General features: G+C 51.4%; 13 tRNA genes. All 13 read right to left on the minus strand.

Annotation, left to right across the window (positions count from 1 at the left end):
• Positions 1 to 49: 49 nt before the first annotated feature.
• Positions 50 to 125, minus strand: a tRNA-Met gene (locus KQI18_RS13945).
• 16 nt (positions 126 to 141) lie between these two features.
• Positions 142 to 216 (minus strand) — tRNA-Asn (locus KQI18_RS13950).
• A 4-nt stretch (positions 217 to 220) separates the two neighbouring features.
• Positions 221 to 294, minus strand: a tRNA-Cys gene (locus KQI18_RS13955).
• Between the two features lie 6 nt (positions 295 to 300).
• A tRNA-Lys gene (locus tag KQI18_RS13960) sits at positions 301 to 376 on the minus strand.
• Between the two features lie 11 nt (positions 377 to 387).
• Positions 388 to 464, minus strand: a tRNA-His gene (locus KQI18_RS13965).
• A gap of 20 nt (positions 465 to 484) precedes the next feature.
• Positions 485 to 561 (minus strand) — tRNA-Ile (locus KQI18_RS13970).
• A gap of 9 nt (positions 562 to 570) precedes the next feature.
• Positions 571 to 647, minus strand: a tRNA-Met gene (locus tag KQI18_RS13975).
• Positions 648 to 655: 8 nt separating this feature from the next.
• Positions 656 to 731 (minus strand) — tRNA-Phe (locus KQI18_RS13980).
• A tRNA-Ser gene (locus KQI18_RS13985) sits at positions 732 to 820 on the minus strand.
• 2 nt (positions 821 to 822) lie between these two features.
• Positions 823 to 898: transfer RNA gene (locus KQI18_RS13990), tRNA-Lys, on the minus strand.
• A gap of 14 nt (positions 899 to 912) precedes the next feature.
• Positions 913 to 988, minus strand: a tRNA-Gln gene (locus tag KQI18_RS13995).
• An 8-nt stretch (positions 989 to 996) separates the two neighbouring features.
• Positions 997 to 1,073, minus strand: a tRNA-Arg gene (locus KQI18_RS14000).
• 17 nt (positions 1,074 to 1,090) lie between these two features.
• A tRNA-Leu gene (locus KQI18_RS14005) sits at positions 1,091 to 1,174 on the minus strand.
• Positions 1,175 to 1,197 lie beyond the last annotated feature (23 nt).

A 1,197-nucleotide genomic window follows, 5' to 3' on the forward strand; every position in this document is an offset into this window, starting at 1 on the left:
GAAAGGGCGGTGTCTTGACCGCTTGACCAACGGGCCTTATGTTTTTTAATGGTTGCGGAGGCAGGACTCGAACCTGCGACCTTTGGGTTATGAGCCCAACGAGCTGCCAACTGCTCCACCCCGCGATATTAAATATTAAAATGGCTCCAAGGGAGGGACTCGAACCCTCAGCCTATCGGTTAACAGCCGAGTGCTCCACCGTTGAGCTACCTTGGAATATTGGAGGCGACACCCAGATTTGAACTGGGGATCAAGGAGTTGCAGTCCACTGCCTTACCACTTGGCTATGTCGCCACCTACTGGTGATCTATCCGCGACTCGAACGCGGGACACCCTGATTAAAAGTCAGGTGCTCTACCGACTGAGCTAATAGACCATATTTTCTTTTGGGGTGGATAATGAGATTCGAACTCACGGCCTCCAGAGCCACAATCTGGCGCTCTAACCAACTGAGCTATACCCACCATAAATATTTTAGTTTTTGTGGTGGACCATCAGGGACTCGAACCCCGGACCTACCGGTTATGAGCCGGGCGCTCTAACCAACTGAGCTAATGGTCCACATTTTATTGGTAGCGGTAACAGGAGTCGAACCTGTGACCTTTCGGGTATGAACCGAACGCTCTAGCCAACTAAGCTATACCGCCACATCTTTTGGTGCCCAAAGGCGGAATCGAACCACCGACACGGGGATTTTCAGTCCCCTGCTCTACCGACTGAGCTATTTGGGCTGGCGGAGAGGGTGGGATTCGAACCCACGGTGCCGTTAAGCATCACTGGTTTTCAAGACCAGCTCCTTAAACCACTCGGACACCTCTCCATTGGTGATCTATCCGCGACTCGAACGCGGGACACCCTGATTAAAAGTCAGGTGCTCTACCGACTGAGCTAATAGACCATATATAATTATTATGGCAGGGGATGCAGGACTCGAACCTACGCATACAGCAGTCAAAGTGCTGTGCCTTACCGACTTGGCGAATCCCCTATTTTTTTTGGTGAGCGCACAGGGATTCGAACCCCGGACACACGCCTTAGAAGGGCGTTGCTCTATCCAGCTGAGCTATGCACCCAAAAAATATAAATAAAATGGTGCGGATGAAGGGAGTCGAACCCCCACGCCAAAGGCGCTAGATCCTAAGTCTAGTGCGTCTGCCAATTCCGCCACATCCGCATTTTATTTACTTGGTGGAGGAT

Origin of the sequence: Metaclostridioides mangenotii (assembly GCF_018917235.1) — a bacterium.
Classification (GTDB): domain Bacteria; phylum Bacillota; class Clostridia; order Peptostreptococcales; family Peptostreptococcaceae; genus Metaclostridioides.